This is a genomic window from Pontibacter sp. 13R65 (assembly GCF_047525655.1).
In the GTDB taxonomy this organism is placed as follows: Bacteria; Bacteroidota; Bacteroidia; order Cytophagales; family Hymenobacteraceae; genus Pontibacter.
In genome coordinates this window covers 41,795-56,358 of the sequence record NZ_JBLIQL010000023.1, presented here as the reverse complement: position 1 = coordinate 56,358, position 14,564 = coordinate 41,795, and the positions used below count along the sequence as shown (strand labels likewise).

At 45.1% G+C, this 14,564-nt stretch carries 10 protein-coding genes and 2 pseudogenes; 7 read left to right on the top strand and 5 right to left on the bottom strand.

From position 1 onward, the window contains the following. Positions 1–585 precede the first annotated feature (585 nt). The 4 genes and pseudogenes from ACMA1I_RS19810 to ACMA1I_RS19795 all read left to right on the top strand — a co-directional run. Positions 586–912, top strand: a pseudogene (locus ACMA1I_RS19810) (acetyl-CoA hydrolase/transferase C-terminal domain-containing protein); the annotation flags it as partial. An 88-nt stretch (positions 913–1,000) separates the two neighbouring features. Beyond that, the gene (locus tag ACMA1I_RS19805) at positions 1,001–1,774 is read left to right on the top strand and encodes a 2-hydroxyacid dehydrogenase (RefSeq protein WP_414703947.1); all 774 of its coding nucleotides are present in this window, start codon (positions 1,001–1,003) and stop codon (positions 1,772–1,774) included. Between the two features lie 89 nt (positions 1,775–1,863). Then, positions 1,864–2,103 (top strand): annotated as a pseudogene (locus ACMA1I_RS19800) (2-hydroxyacid dehydrogenase); the annotation flags it as partial. Positions 2,104–2,285: 182 nt separating this feature from the next. Next, positions 2,286–3,737: an L-lactate permease gene (locus ACMA1I_RS19795; RefSeq protein WP_337070212.1), complete on the top strand. Its 1,452-nt coding sequence runs from the start codon at positions 2,286–2,288 to the stop codon at positions 3,735–3,737. 327 nt (positions 3,738–4,064) lie between these two features. On the opposite strand, the gene ACMA1I_RS19790 is transcribed toward ACMA1I_RS19795, so the two are convergent. Continuing rightward, positions 4,065–4,244 carry a hypothetical protein gene (locus ACMA1I_RS19790; RefSeq protein WP_337070211.1) on the bottom strand — a complete coding sequence of 60 codons (180 nt, stop codon included), beginning with the start codon at positions 4,242–4,244 and terminating at the stop codon, positions 4,065–4,067. A 506-nt stretch (positions 4,245–4,750) separates the two neighbouring features. Between ACMA1I_RS19790 and ACMA1I_RS19785 the strand changes: the two genes are divergently transcribed. Next, positions 4,751–5,494 (top strand): ThuA domain-containing protein, encoded by a 744-nt coding sequence (locus ACMA1I_RS19785; RefSeq protein ID WP_337070210.1) that lies wholly within the window; start codon positions 4,751–4,753, stop codon positions 5,492–5,494. A gap of 169 nt (positions 5,495–5,663) precedes the next feature. Beyond that, positions 5,664–6,290, top strand: a complete 627-nt coding sequence (locus ACMA1I_RS19780; protein ID WP_337070209.1) for an SGNH/GDSL hydrolase family protein — start codon at positions 5,664–5,666, stop codon at positions 6,288–6,290. A gap of 117 nt (positions 6,291–6,407) precedes the next feature. Here ACMA1I_RS19780 and ACMA1I_RS19775 read toward each other — a convergent pair whose 3' ends face one another. Next, entirely contained in the window at positions 6,408–7,007 is a 600-nt protein-coding gene (locus ACMA1I_RS19775; protein ID WP_337070208.1) for a pseudouridine synthase, read from the bottom strand. Positions 7,008–7,456: 449 nt separating this feature from the next. Here ACMA1I_RS19775 and ACMA1I_RS19770 point away from each other — a divergent pair, with 449 nt between their 5' ends. Then, positions 7,457–7,849: a response regulator gene (locus tag ACMA1I_RS19770; protein WP_337070207.1), complete on the top strand. Its 393-nt coding sequence runs from the start codon at positions 7,457–7,459 to the stop codon at positions 7,847–7,849. Between the two features lie 226 nt (positions 7,850–8,075). On the opposite strand, the gene ACMA1I_RS19765 is transcribed toward ACMA1I_RS19770, so the two are convergent. Genes ACMA1I_RS19765 through ACMA1I_RS19755 form a run of 3 tightly spaced genes read right to left on the bottom strand, consistent with a single transcriptional unit; the run spans position 8,076 to position 14,106 of the window. Further along, positions 8,076–9,692: a RagB/SusD family nutrient uptake outer membrane protein gene (locus tag ACMA1I_RS19765; protein ID WP_337070206.1), complete on the bottom strand. Its 1,617-nt coding sequence runs from the start codon at positions 9,690–9,692 to the stop codon at positions 8,076–8,078. A gap of 18 nt (positions 9,693–9,710) precedes the next feature. Further along, positions 9,711–13,055 carry a SusC/RagA family TonB-linked outer membrane protein gene (locus ACMA1I_RS19760; protein WP_337070205.1) on the bottom strand — a complete coding sequence of 1,115 codons (3,345 nt, stop codon included), beginning with the start codon at positions 13,053–13,055 and terminating at the stop codon, positions 9,711–9,713. Positions 13,056–13,065: 10 nt separating this feature from the next. Beyond that, positions 13,066–14,106, bottom strand: a complete 1,041-nt coding sequence (locus tag ACMA1I_RS19755; RefSeq protein WP_337070204.1) for a FecR family protein — start codon at positions 14,104–14,106, stop codon at positions 13,066–13,068. Positions 14,107–14,564: the final 458 nt, after the last annotated feature.

Sequence of the window (14,564 nt, the reverse complement as noted above, 5' to 3'; positions counted from 1 at the left end):
TCAAAGCCCTAAACTGCCTCTGCAAGGGTGTTTTTATTAAAATAATTTAGCTAGTAGCTAATCAAAAGCAATGTATTGCGGCAGGAGGCTACAGAGCGAATAAAGTTGCCAAGTGCACTATATGAGGCTCCACTGTCTGAGCGTTCAGCGAGTGGGGGTAGGGGCCCTCGATTTGGAGCATCTTGATTTTTTTGGTTCTTTTTGTATCAAGACAAAAAGAACAAGAAAGCCAGCAATGAAATAGCTTTACGCCGCTGTCACAGCAAAAGCAGATGCTATGCGAACTTAGACTAACTACTGCTTGTGCCTCTAGCCCACACAATCCTTACTGGATGATAAATAAGAGTGAAAGATCAGGATAAATAACTACAGCACAACTTGCCTCACAAGCAATTTAACGCCAGCTAATAGCTTTTAATTTGCTACAACGCCTAACTAATTGCCTGGCCGAAACAAACAAAAGTGTTACATCAATTCTTCTCTTCAATAAGATCCAAAGCGCTAACTGACTTTTATCATATGGAGTAGGGGATGCGGTCATTTTTTAGGGGGCTGAATGGCTGTAGTTTTGCACCATTACCACCTTACTCAGGTATAGGCAGCCAGATGGATTTTACTCGTGGTGCCGCTTTGTCGGAAGGCGGCAAACCCCTTATCGCCTTGCCTTCTGTTACAAGTAAAGGCATCTCCAGAGTTATACCCTTCCTCAACCAGGGAGCCAGTGTGTTAACTATCTGGGCGCATGCTCACTACATTGTAACCGAATATGGTATTGCTTTTCTGTGGGGGAAAAACCTGCGGCAGCGTGCCGAGGCGCTCATTCAGATTGCACACCCCGACCATCGGGAGGCGCTGGAACGGGCTGCTTTTGAACGCTTTAACAAGTATAGCCGTAGTTTGCAAGGAGCTTAGTTTAATTTTATTGAATGCTGGAGCAAAAGTGAGGGCAGGCAATCAGAACAGGCATTACACTTGATCATCTACCAAAAAACATCCGCATATGAAAGTTATTTTCTTCAGCTCGAAAGCTTACGACAAACAATTTTTTATGGAGGCCAACCAAGACCATGGGTTTGAGCTGAATTTTATGGAGGTGCCCCTCAACCCTGCAACCGCCGTGCTGGCAAAAGACCACGATGTAGTGTGTGTGTTTGTAAATGATACCGTAAGTGCCTACATTTTGAAGGTGCTGGCAGAGCAGGGTATTAAACTATTGGCCTTGCGCTGTGCCGGGTTCAACAACGTAGATGTAAAGGCAGCAGTGGCTCTAGGAATAAAAGTGGTGCGGGTGCCAGCCTACTCGCCCTACTCGGTAGCAGAGCACACCATCGCTCTTATATTAACCCTAAACCGCAAAACGCACCGGGCCTACAACCGTGTAAAAGAAGGAAACTTTGCCCTCAGCGGCCTCATGGGCTTCGACTTGCATGGCAAAACTGTTGGCCTCATCGGGCTGGGTAAAATCGGTTTGTGCACCGCCCGTATTTTAAAGGGCTTTGGGTGCCGGGTGCTGGGCTACGATGTGGCCGAAAGTGAGGAGCAACGGGAGATTGGCATCGAATTTACGGACCTCGACACACTGTACAGAGAATCAGACATTGTATCGCTGCACTGCCCGCTCACGCCTCAAACTTTCCACCTGATTAATGAAGAAGCCATAAACAAAATGAAGAAAGGGGTGATGCTGATAAACACCAGCCGCGGTGCCTTGGTAGATACCAAAGCCGTCATTGTGGGGCTGAAGTGTGAGCAGNGATTAATGAAGAAGCCATAAACAAAATGAAGAAAGGGGTGATGCTGATAAACACCAGCCGCGGTGCCTTGGTAGATACCAAAGCCGTCATTGTGGGGCTGAAGTGTGAGCAGATCAGTTACCTGGGCCTGGATGTGTATGAAGAGGAAGCCCACCTGTTTTTCGAGGACCTCTCAAACCAGGTCATTCAAGACGATGTTTTCATGCGCCTGCTTTCTTTTAATAACGTGCTCATTACCGGCCATCAGGCTTTTTTTACGAGCAACGCACTGCAGGGAATAGCCGACGTAACCCTCCAGAACATTGCGGATTATGCTGCTCAACGGCATCTTCAAAATGAAGTAGTGTAGGAGCAAAGCAAGGGCAGGTACTCGGCAACCTAAGCATTCCTGCGTTGCCAGAATATGAATTTTTCTAATGAAAATAGCCTTCCGGAGGTGTTTTGGGCTTCCGGTATACACGGAGCTATGCATTTTCTCTTGTCTTATGGCTGGCATGTGGTTGTGCCGGACCTTCAGAAGCAAAACCTGCTATGATTTACTTGTTGTCTTTTTTACCGGTTGCTGTTCTGGTTGTTGTTTCGTTGCTCAAAGGCGTGCGGGAGGCAGTTATGGTGGGGCTGGTGGTTACGAGTGCGCTTTTCTTTTACTGGGGAGCCTCGCTGCCGCATTTTGCGGGGGTAATCAGTATTTCGTTGCTCATGAGCCTCAACATTCTGATGATTGTGTTCGGGGCGCTTTTTCTGTACAACATCATGGAGGGCACAGGAATGATCCGGCAAATCAGTCAGTCGCTCGACGAGCTGCACCCGGCCAAGGAGGTGCGCTTTTTTCTGCTGGCCATTTGCCTGACGGCTTTTTTTGAAGGAGTGGCAGGTTTCGGTACACCTGGTGCTATTGTGCCTTTGCTGCTGATTGCCCTGGGCTTTAATGCGCTGCTTTCGGTGGCGGTAGTCCTGCCGTTCGACAGCCTGTTTGCCATGTTCGGAGCGGTAGGAACCCCTATTCTGACCGGCCTGCAGTTGCCCCTTCACCTGGAGTGGCCGCAGGTGCAGCAAATTGGGCTGTTGGCTGCTGTAACCGGTGTAGTGGCTATGTTGCCCGTGCTGTACTTTATTTTCAGGATGTTCGGGCGACTGCACGCGCCCCTGGAGCACAAAGGCAAGGTGTTGGTGATGTTTTCGTTTTTTGCTATACCCTATTGTCTGCTAAGCTATTTTGTGCCCGACTTGGCCACTGTGCTGGCTGCTCTGGTTATGCTGGTGCTCTCGGTGCTGTACCTGCGGGAGGGGAAGACAAAAATAGATTTAAAGTCCTGGCTTCCGTATGGGGTGCTGGCGGTGCTGCTCCTGCTGCCCAAAGTGTTTGGACCTCTGCGGCACGTGCTGGGTTGGGAGTTAGCTTTTTCCGATTTGTTCGGTACCGGACTAAAGGCTGGTATCCGGCTGCTGCAGTCGCCGCTCATTCCGTTTGTTCTTGTGGGCGTGGGAGTGGGGCTGCTCCGCAAAACCAAGTCGTGGTATCTGGCCGAAGGCATGCAGAAGCTGTTGCAGGTTTTGCTGGTGCTGTTTCCTTCTATTGCCGTGGCGCAACTCATGATTCATTCTGAAGTTACGCAGCCTTCTATGGTAAGCAATATTGCCCATACCTTAAGTGCCATGGGCAGTGCTTACGTTATTTTCTCACCATTTCTGGGTATAATCGGGACTTTTATTACGGGCAGCACTACCATATCGAATGTGGTATTCGGCGCTTCGCAGCTGGGCACAGCGCAGGCTTTGCAACTAGATCCCACCGTAATTCTGGGGATGCAGCTTTTTGGCGCCTCCATGGGAAACGGTGTTTGCCTTTTTAACATTATTGCAGCCGCCTCTATCGCTAATCTCAAAAACTACAAAGATATTTTGTCTATAAACCTGTTGCCCACTGTAGCAGCAGGCTTGGTAGCGGGTGCCGTTGGCTGGCTGCTGTTAAACGCACTTTAGGATTATTGCTTATGGAGGTGTTAAAGGCCGCTTTCCCTGCTCAACCAATTGGCCGTCAAGTCTAAGTTCGCATAGTAACTTGCAAGGCTGTGGTAGCGCAGAGCTCCAATTCTGCTAATGAAATGACCTTCTGAAAGCTTTTTCGGAGGTTATCGATTTGGAGCAAAAGCATTATAACCTTATGGCCAGTACTTTTTCCGTTCGCCTACATTATTCTATTTAACAGATAGATAAGCGATGATGCTATTACTTGATTTTTACTACCGTACAAATACGGTTATACTAGTTCTTTTCCAGATTAAATTGTGCTGTTGTTAAAAAGTGTTGTTAGGCGATAGATAAGATCTGTACCGCCAGATTACCCATAATAGTATTGTAAAGGTTCAGGGGGACAAACAGCCCTTGTGGGTGAGAAAGTACCCCCTCTTTGTTTTCAAAATGTTCTTTGAGATTTCCCGTTACCTTAACATAGGTTTCGGATGGCTCAGCGTAATTCCAGGTGATCATAATGGAGTGTTTTTAATACGTAAATAGCTTGCATTCAGGCTAGTATACTGTTTGTGTTGTGTTAAGTTGCTTTATATAACACTTGTTAGCCTATAAGTTGCAATAACGCACACAGGCAAATTTGAACAGATTTTTCCGTTTCTTAAGTGAGTCTTTAACATGCAAGCTTGTGGGTTGTTACAGCACCTTGTGCCGCTATTTCACTGTAAATCGAATTTCCTGCACTACTTCTGCTGATTCTCCTGCACCAGCTTCCCCAGCTAAAAATGGACTGAAAACAAACAGCTAATTTAAGTTGATGCTTTTCCGGAAGTAGTATAAAAAAAGATTTTGTCTGACCTTAATCTTGCTTTCAAAACATTATTTTTTCTGTTTTTAATGAGAATTTTGCTCAACTTAGGCTTTGTTGCGCAAGTGCCTGTTTAAAAGGGGGACTGGCTCGACCTACTTACCTTTTGGTTTTGTGCCCGGCACAAATATAACTTTGTTACCTAACTACATCAGATATGAGAGCAATGTACCTTCAGTGCCTTGTTTGGCTATGCCTTGGTTTAACTGTACTGCCGTCTTGCCAGGAGGTAGAAGAGCAGCAGGTGGAGCAGCAGGCTATACTGGTTTTTTCTAAAACGGCGGGTTTCCGACATGAGTCTATTCCGGCCGGCATAAAGGCTTTACAGGCACTGGCCCAGGAGCATGGGGTGCGGCTAACGGCCACCGAAGAGGCCGCCTATTTTGCGGCAGATTCGCTTAAAATGTATAAAGCAGTGGTTTTTCTGAACACAACTGGCGATGTACTAAACCAGGCGCAGCAAGAGGCTTTTGAAAGTTATATACAGGCTGGTGGTGGCTTTGCAGGCATACATGCGGCCTCCGATACCGAATTCGACTGGCCTTGGTACAACAAGTTGGTGGGCGCCTACTTTGATAGCCATCCTGCAACGCAGCACGCTGCCATTGAGGTGCTGGATAAAAAACATTTGTCCACCAGCCACCTTCCCGACCGGTGGGAGCGGACTGACGAGTGGTACAATTTTAAAAGCATGAACCCCGATGTGCAGGTGCTGGCGAATCTGGACGAGTCTTCTTACGAGGGAGGCAAAAACGGGAGTCACCATCCTATTGCCTGGTACCATGCCTACGATGGTGGTAGAGCTTTTTATACAGCCCTTGGCCACACCTCCGAAAGCTATTCTGAACCTCTCTTTCTGCAGCACATGTGGGGTGGCATACGCTATGCCATGGGAGAGTAAGTAAGCCAAGCCTTGCCCTTTTAGAACTAGTATTGCCTCTGGAAGGGCATTTTCATTAGAATAATTCTAGTTGCAGGAAGGCTTTGAGTTGTGCAGCAACTGGGTTTATTACACCATTAACAAATCTGTTATCTAATTCTAAAATCAATTTTAAAATACATTACCTATCATGGCCGTCTCATCAGATTCGAAGTTGGAGTTTACCTATTTAGCGCTTGGCGACTCTTATACCATAGGAGAGGGAGTGCCTGAAGCAGATAGGTGGGGTGTGCTATTGGCAGAATTGCTTCGAGAGAGAGGAGTGGCTGTTTCCAACCCCGAAACAATTGCCCGTACCGGCTGGACAACCTCTGAACTTGCCGCCGCTATTTCAGAAGCAGCGTTAAGCGAGCAGTATGATCTGGTCTCACTCCTGATTGGAGTCAATAACCAGTACAGAGGGCAACCGCTTGAGAGTTACCGTACCGAGTTTGCCGGCTTGCTACAAACTGCAATTGAGCTAGCCCGGCAGCAGCAGGGCCACGTGCTGGTGCTTTCGATACCCGACTGGGGCATTACACCCTTTGCCCATGACCGCAACCAGCAGCAAATTTCAGAAGAAATTGATGCTTTCAACCAGGTAGCCCGCCAGGAATGTGAGAATGCAGAGGTTACTTATATAGACATTACACCGCTCACCCGCGCCCATGGCTCCGACCCAACTTACTTGGCTGCAGATGGCTTGCATTATGCGAGAGAAATGCACCTGGAATGGGCTAAACTAGCACTGCCAGCCGCGCAACGGATATTGCGTTAGCTACTTCAGCAACATTATTTTGATCCTCAGATAGTAACCAATCCAATTCTTCTAATCAAAAAGCCCTTTCGGAGCATTTTTAGGGTTTTTATGCTAAGGGCTTCTGCGGCTCTAGGCTTATCTTCTGCGCTTAGGGGCGGCAGAGGCACCTGCCAAATGCTGCAGTTTGCTTACCTCCTCCTGTGTTAGCTCACGATACTCACCGGGCTGGAGGTTCTCGATGGTCAGCGGCCCTATAGCCGGCCGGATCAGGCGTAGCGTAGGAAAACCAACGGCGGCGGTCATGCGGCGCACCTGCCGGTTCATGCCCTGGCTTATTTTAATTTCAACCCAGGTAGTAGGAATGTGTTGCCTGAAGCGGATTGGTTTAGTGCGTTCCCATATCGGTGGCTCCTCCGTCAGAAGCCGTGCCTGTGCTGGTGCCGTTTTAAGATTTTTAAGGTAAACTCCTTTTCTTAGCTCCGTCAGCGCCTGTTCTGTTGGCAGCCCTTCTACCTGCACCCAGTACGTTTTTTCGACTTTAAACTTGGGGTCTGACAAACGGTGCTGCAAGGCTTTGTCGTCGGTGAGTAGCACCAGGCCTTCGCTGTCGTAGTCGAGGCGGCCAACCGGGTAAATTCCGGCTACCTGCACAAAATCTTTCAAAGTAGCTCTGCCAGCCTCGTCTGTAAACTGGGTTAGCACTTCGTACGGTTTATTCAGGATGATGTATTTCAATAGAGTAAATTAAGTAAAGTTGGTGGCATGCGTTTATTAACCAAATGGTGCGGCATTAATGTAAATATAAAAACCAGCGACACTCGGTGGTTAAGCTACCTCGTACAGCTACAACATCTTATGGACTAACACAAAAGAAAACAATCCCTAACACAATTTGAAGTTTATTTACTGCCAGCAAAAATAAAAATGACACTTTTTTGATCTACAGGCGGTTACTTAGGTAGGAGCTTAGCCTTAAGGAAATAATTTACTGAGTTACTTTTTGTGCATAAATTAAGTTATTAAAGTATTGAAAGTCAAATATTTATAGTTGTATATGAAATTTATTTGGTTGTATTTGAATGTTACTTAAGTGGTAGTTGTTTCCTTTTTTTATGAACAACTATGTTGTTGTTTTGAATCATGCCTGGAAACAGGTTATTCATTTTACTTTAGAAACGAAAGCGATGAAAACTTTTATCATAGATGATGACCCGATTAGCTCTTTTTTGACAGAGACGGTCTTAAGTATGGAGGAATTTTCTCAGAATATTGTTACGTTCTCCTCTGCGGAAGAATCGTTGAACTTTCTTTCTGAAGACATGGAGGCCAATGTGCCAGAGGTTATCTTTCTTGACCTGAACATGCCTACTATGAACGGTTGGCAGTTTCTGCAGGCCCTGAGCCCACACGAGAATACCATTTCTAAAAACTGCTCTATTTTTATCCTGACTTCTTCAATAGATTCTTCAGAGCAGAAGTTGGCACAGGAGCACACGGTAGTGAAAGGATTTATCAGCAAGCCCATTACAGAAGAACACATTCATTCTATTAAGCAACACTTGAGTAGAGTGGCTTAATTTACAGGACCAAATAAACTAAAAGCAGAAAGCCCGGCACATGTGCCGGGCTTTCTGCTTTTAGTGAAATTACTGTTTTGTTGGCAATCCTATACTCCAGACAAGCCGTTGTCCTTGATTCAGGAAAACGGCTCGTCTGGAGAATAGCTAGCTTAAATTATTGAAAACAAGCTAGGGAATGCTACTGATACTAGAGTATTGTATCAGATATAGGCTGACTAACCAGTTAATATCCAGGGTTTTGCTTAAACTCATTTTTATTTGTTACAGCGTTCAGCTCTGTTAAGGGTATTGGTCTCAGAACGTGGTGGCTCTGGATATTTGGTGCTGCATCGGGGTTGTGCAGTTTTACACGTTCCACTAATTTGCCTGTTCTTTTTAAATCGAACCAGCGCATCTGTTCGCCGGCAAACTCACGGGCTCGTTCGTCTAGTATAAAGTCTAAAGTTAACTGCGCTTCCGTAACTTCCATTTCAGATTCTTTACCTGGTTCGGCAGCTCTTTTACGTATAGTGTTCAAATAGTTGATGGCACTGGCTGTGTTGCCTAGCTTCATGTCGGCTTCGGCGGCAATCAAGTACATTTCAGCAAGCCTGATTAAAAAAACATCGCGCACACTTTGATCCTCGTTTACCGACAGTCTGGTAGGATCATCGAATTTTTTCAACGAAATATAGTGAAAGCGATCTTTGGGTGTACCGTCAGCTGCATAGATGTCCTCTATATCATATATGGAATAAACTTTTCCCTCTCTTTTGGCTGCGCTAACGGTGTTTTTGGCTATATAAATAGCAGTATCGCCTATACTCATGCCGGCAGGACGTTTTGTCTGGTCGGGGTTGTTGGCGTACCAAACCTGTTTAAAAGATCCAGCAAAACGAGCATCTGTTTCTTCGTTAAATAGATTTAGCAGAAACCGGGTTGGCATGTACCGCATGTCTGGTCTTCCGTTGGCAAGATCCTGCATCATCCCGGGCATATCTTTGTATTGAAAACCATATAGTGGTGCGGCTTTGTTGCTGCCTGCATTCAAGGCCAGGTTGGTAGAGTGGTTAATGGCCCACAAAACTTCTGGGTTTCGCAGATTGCTCATGCTCCATAGGTCGGCATAGTTAGGTAATAGGCTAAAATTATAGTTCTTAATTACCTTTTCAGCATACTCTTTCGCCTTTAGATTTTCTCCCCTGGTCAAGTATACCCTGGCAGAAAATGCTTCGGCGGCTGGTTTGGTTACTCTGCCATAATTAGTAGTGGTTGCCGGAAGGTTTTCTGTTGCAAAAGCCAAATCAATAAAAATCTGCTCATAAATTTGGGCGGCAGGTGTGCGGTTAGCAGTAGTGACAATTCCTTTTGTTGGCTCTAACGAAAAATGGGTATCGCCAAAAGTTTCTGTTAAATGCCAGTAATACCAGGCCCTTAAAAAGCGTAGTTCTCCTTCCAGTACAGCTTTACGTGTGGCAGGGAGCCCAACAGTATTTAGGTAACTAAGGGCCGTGTTTGTTAAGTTTATAGCGGCATAACATTGCTGCCACATTTTAGACCTGATCCAGGTTTGGTCAGATAACAAATTTTGGTATGTTGCCAATTGCGGCTCCTGCGCATTGGCTGCAATGGTCCAGATGTCAGTTCCTACTTCTAAAAGCCCGTGGCCTTCTAATTTGCCGTAGAGTTCCCGCTGATAGGTATAGGCGGCATTTACAGCCGTTTCTATTCCGGCGGGGGTTGTGTATACACTTTCTGCTGTTATGCCACTAGGGTTGTATTCTTCAAGCTGTTTTTCACAGGAAGCAAACAGAGAGGCTGCTAAAAGTATGGGTATGGCCCTAAATATATATTTTTTCATGTTGCTCAAGTTTTGGTATTAAAAAGTAAGATTTAATCCGCCTACATACAGTCTGTTCAAAGGTTGGTCTGTAATACCTTCGCTCTCAGGGTCAAAGTCTTTAAAGTCGCTAATGGCGAACAGGTTTCTGCCAGATATGTAGATGCGCACATTCTCTAATTTGAACTTGCTGGTAATGGCGTTAGGAATGGTGTAACCCAGGGTGGCGTTGCGGAGCTTTACATATGATGATTCGTAAAGAGTGGTAGTAGTAATAAAGTTGTATGCCGCGGTGGCATGCGGGCTCGGAAAGGCATTGGTCGGGTTTTCTGGAGTCCAATAGTCCACCCGAGGGTTGTTGTTTTGCCCGTTTCTTCTGTATTTACCATAATAATCAGAAGATGCCCATTGGCCTACTCTGGCGAAGAGGTAAACATTCAGGTCAAAACCTTTGAATTTGAAATTGTTATTCAGGCCACCACTCCACTTAGGTACTGTAGTGCCAATTATGGTTTTGTCGTCGGCTGTGATTTTGCCATCCGGCACCCCATCCGGACCAGATAAATCTGCTATTTTTATTTCTCCAGGCTTAGCACCAAACTGAGCTGCCTCTGCTTCCTCACCAAGTTGCCAGATGCCTATCTTTTTGTAGTCAAAGTAAATCTGGGCAGGCTGCCCCTTGATTAAGGATCGGCGGTAATCATTATCTATTACATTGCCATTGGGCAGCTCCACAATCTCTTCTTTGTTTTTAAAGAAGGTGAAGTTAGATGACCAGGAAAAGTTTTTGGTTGTAATGTTGTGGGTTGTAATCGCTAGTTCAACACCCTTGTTTCTGGTTTTGCCAATGTTCTGGTTTACTGTGGCTACCCCGGTAGAAAGCGGTAAAGACAAGGGAAAAATAAGATCGCTGGTAAGAGCGTCGTAATAGTCTATAGAGCCAGTTATTCTGTTGGTTAGGATGCCGAAATCGAGTCCAAAGTTAGCAGTTGTGGTAAGCTCCCACCTTAGATTAGGGTTGCCAATGGTAGGATTTAGTCCATAGGCCATAGCAGGATTGGCATCGTCGTAAGAGAATTGAATTTGGGTAAGGGAGTTCTGAGTGGCATAGGGGTTTATTACGTCGTTACCCGATACACCATAACTTGCTCTAAGTTTAAGATCATTTACCAGCTCCTGGCCCCGCATAAAGCTTTCGTCACTGATTCTCCAACCCACCGCAGCCGAAGGAAAAAACGCCCACTTGTTACCTGGTCCGAGTTTCGAAGAACCATCGCTTCTGCCGGTCAGGGTGAGGAGGTATTTGCCTTTCCAGCTGTAGTTCAGTCTTCCTGCAAAAGAGATCAGGTTATGCTGTGTATAATTGCTGCCTAAATACATGTTTTGGGCTGCACCGGTCAAGTTAAAATATTCCTGACTTTCCAGTAGCTGATTGTTTCCACCGGCATAACTGGAAATGCTCATACTCGATATGTTACTAGCAATACCGGTAACTGAGATAGTATGATCCTTAATGTCTTTAGTATAATTCAACACGTTTTCCCAGCTGATAAAGCGATTTTTAGAGGTGGTTATTTCCGATCGGGAATTAGCACCTTTGCCATCTATGGTATATTTGGAGTTAAAATGGCCCTGGTCGCTGTCAGAAAGTGTAGCAGCAAAACTTGAGCGGAAACTCAAATCTTTTATTGGTCTTATTTCCAGGTAAGAAGACATGGAACCTGTAATGCCTTGCACGTTTCTTTTCCAGGCTCCAGGCTGCTCATCGGCAAGTGGGTTTACTTCATTGCCATGCCCGGGAAGAAAATTTAAACTACCGTCTTCGTTATAGGGAGAACCGAGTGGTGCCACTTTAGAGGCAACATTAAACGGATCTCGTCTACGGTCATTATCGGTATAGGCCAGCTGAGTCTGAATTCCTACTTTCAACCAGTTATTGATGGTTTGGTCTACATTCAGCCTACCTGTGTAGCGTTTAAATTCATCGTTTTTGAGAATTCCTTTTTCGTTAAAGTAATTGCCAGAAAAATATACTTTTGTTTTTTCTGAGCCACCTGATATGCCTAGCTGGTAGTCCTGCTGATAGCCGTTGTTTATAAGAAGCTCGGGCCAACTGGTATATTCCTGGTTTTCAATGGCGGCCAGCAGGGGAGCATTAAATATTTTGCTGTCGTCTTCAGGGCTGTTCCAATTACCAGCCGCTCTATAAGCCTCTCTTCTAAAAGCCACATATTCTGGGCCCGTCATATACTTGCCATAGCCCGCTACCTCTGATACACCGGCATAAGAATTAAAAGTAAACTTTGGTTTGTCGGACACACCTCTTTTGGTGGTGATAATTATAACACCGTTCGCACCTCTTGATCCGTAAATAGCGGTGGAAGAAGCATCTTTTAGTACATCGATAGACTCAATATCGTTCGGGTTAATGACAGAGACATCGACACCCTGAACGCCATCTACAATGTAAAGAGGCCGGTTGGAGCTGCCTGGGTTACCAATAGACCTGTTTCCTCTAATTCTGATGCTCGGACCTTGTCCTGCGTAACCGTTGCTGCGGGTTATATCAGCGCCGGGTACTTTGCCCTGCAGTGCCTCCACTACCGTGGTTACCGGAAATTTGGTAAGCTCTTCTCCTTTAACTGAAGCCACAGATCCAGTTAGATCCCGCTTTTTTACTTCGCCATACCCAATCACTACTACCTCGTCAAGAGCAGTGCTGTTTGGGACCAGGTTAATATTTATGCTTGCTCTCTTATTAATGGGCACCTCCTGAAGCTGGTAACCAATAAAAGAAATGACAAGTGTACCGGTTGCATCCGGAACACTTAAAGAGTAGAATCCATCGGAATTGGTAGCGGTGCCCTTTGATGTTCCTTTTAGTACAACTGTTACTCCTGGCATGCCTACTCCCTTTTCGTCCAGCACCTTACCGGTTACTACTTGCTCCTGAATAGAAGCTTCTCTAGCCAATAGAAAGTCTATGGCTTGCAGGTTATGACTCTGAAAAGGGTTTTGGTTATCCTCTTTCACAATAATGTATACATCCTTTACCCTCTTAAATGTCAGTCCATTTGGTTTTAGCACCTTTAATAAAATGGACTCTACCGACTCCTCTTTGTTGAACGATACATTTGCCTTAGACTGCAAGTTCTGCACCACATCCGACTTGTAGGATAGTTGGATACCATAAACTCTCCTGACTTCGAGTAATACATCTTGTACAGTTACCTTGGAGGGACTTTGTGCTGAAGCAAAGCTGGTTGCCGAGGCAAATTTTGCATTCGAACCAAAATTATTTTGGCCCGAACCAGGAAAACCAAGACACAGAAGTGCCAGGGTCAGAGCGCATGGGCCTAGCCATTTTGTAGATTTATCTCGCATAGGTATCTTATTATTTAGGTATAGATTTAATGATTATTCTTTGTCTTTCTTTCTGGATCTTAACATCAAAAGTCTCTGAAATTGCCACCAAAATATTGCTCATGCTACTCTCGTTTAGGAAAGCTGTCATTCTTTGGTTCATTATTGATTTGTCTTCAAATATCACGGCATAGCCATAGTCTTCTTCCAACATGGTGGCAATTTCGCCTAGGGAGGTATTGTCTAATATAAGTTTGTTGTCTTTCCAGGAGGTGTAAATTTCTGGCCGCACTTCTTTTACAGTTGCTTTTTGAAGCTTATTAGAAACCTCAACCATTTCTCCCGGTTTCATGATCAAGTGCTCCTGAGAATTGCCACGTCCTATGTTAAGCCTGACTTTGCCTGATGCTAAAACAACGCGCTCTTTCCCTTTTTTGTCGGATACACTAAACTCTGTACCCAATACTTCTACCTGCAGCCCATTTTGCGTATGAACCAAAAATTTTTGGTTATTTACCTGGTGGGTAACTGAAAAGTACGCTTCCCCGATAAGGTCCACTTCCCGCGGTTTATCTGTTTGCCAATCAGCAGGAATCGTAATTTTTGAATTAGCATTTAGTACTACCATGGAGCTATCTGGCAGGTAAATAGTTCGCCTTTCGCCAAAGTTTGTAGCATACTCGATGGTGGAGGGCTCGCCTGAATTATAAAGCAAAAAGCCAACCATGCAAATCAATAAGCCAATAGCAGCGGCAGCTACAAGTCTAAATGTACTAGTCCATGGCTGAAAGGGTATGATCCTAGCTTCTGTGGCCTGTTGTGCTGCATATTCGTTTCGTGCCTGCTTTAGTTTAGTCCAGATCGTTTCCAGTTCAGCATCCTGCATGTCATCTTCATCCTGAGACAATAGAGTTACTAGCTTGCGGGCTTCCAGTATGGTTTCATACTTTTCAGGGTGCTCCTCTAGCCAATCTGACCAAAAGGTATTTTGCTCAGCTGTGCCTTCGTTGACCCAACGAATGAAAAAATAATCTGCTGCAAAATCTGCTGCACCATAGTTTAAATAATTCATGCTATATGCTCGGAAGTAAGTTGGATGCTAACTAACGTTCGCTTTAATGGTAATAGTCAGGGTAGCCTATATTTATCCCTCCTAACTGAAAAAAATATTTAATTTTTTTTGAATCGTAGGTGCAAAGACTTTGCAGCCAGTAATTCAATAGAGCAGACATTATCTTTTGGTGCCATCAGGAGGCTTGTTCTACAACTGCTGAGCATTGAAAACTAAAATCGACTGGGGGAAGTGCGCTTATTGCCCTCAGTCTTTTTTCTTGAAAATACCTCTGGAAGGCTAGTTTCATTAGAATAATTTAGCTGCTATTTATATTAGATAGTTCCTTAACAGCTTAAATACTGTGCATGCTAATATCGGATTTCTCTTGACAAGCTTGTAGTTAAAACATCATAAGTATTTCCTGGTTTTTACTCGATCGTATAATGTTGTTTAATCAACTTCCAAGTTGAGGAGCG